This is a genomic window from Oleiphilus sp. HI0123 (genome assembly GCF_001635315.1).
Map to the genome: position 1 here is coordinate 1 of NZ_LWGE01000323.1, position 495 is coordinate 495.

General features: G+C 44.4%; 1 protein-coding gene. It reads left to right on the forward strand.

The genetic code is table 11. The annotated features are described in order from the left end of the window. Positions 1 to 52: 52 nt before the first annotated feature. A partial coding sequence (locus A3761_RS03090; RefSeq protein WP_197472771.1) for a DNA methyltransferase occupies positions 53 to 495 on the forward strand: 443 nt, incomplete at its 3' end.

A 495-nucleotide genomic window follows, 5' to 3' on the forward strand; every position in this document is an offset into this window, starting at 1 on the left:
AATACACGCACCAGGCGTGAGAAATGGGGAAACGGGAAAACCTTGGAAAGGAATGAATCCTCCAAAAGGGAAGCATTGGCAACTAACCCCTGCAAAATTGGACGCTTTAGATGCTAACGGCGAAATTCACTGGTCGAAAAATGGAAACCCTAGGCGGAAAGTGTATTTGCCACAAAACAAGCAACGTCCACTTACAGATTATTGGGATCAATATCGAGACGCTCACCATCAAAGCATCAAAATTACAGGGTACCCAACAGAAAAAAACCTAGACATGCTTAAGATGGTTATTAACGCATCTAGCAATGAGGGTGACATTGTTCTCGATCCGTTTAATGGGTCTGGTACTACCATTCATGCAGCGAATGAGTTAGGTAGAAAATGGATCGGAATTGATCAATCCTTCACTGCTGCTGAGGCAACCTTGAAGAGGTTGCGGCATGGGTTGGAGGAAATGGGGGATTACGTAAATGGAAAGGAGGCTGATCGAACAAA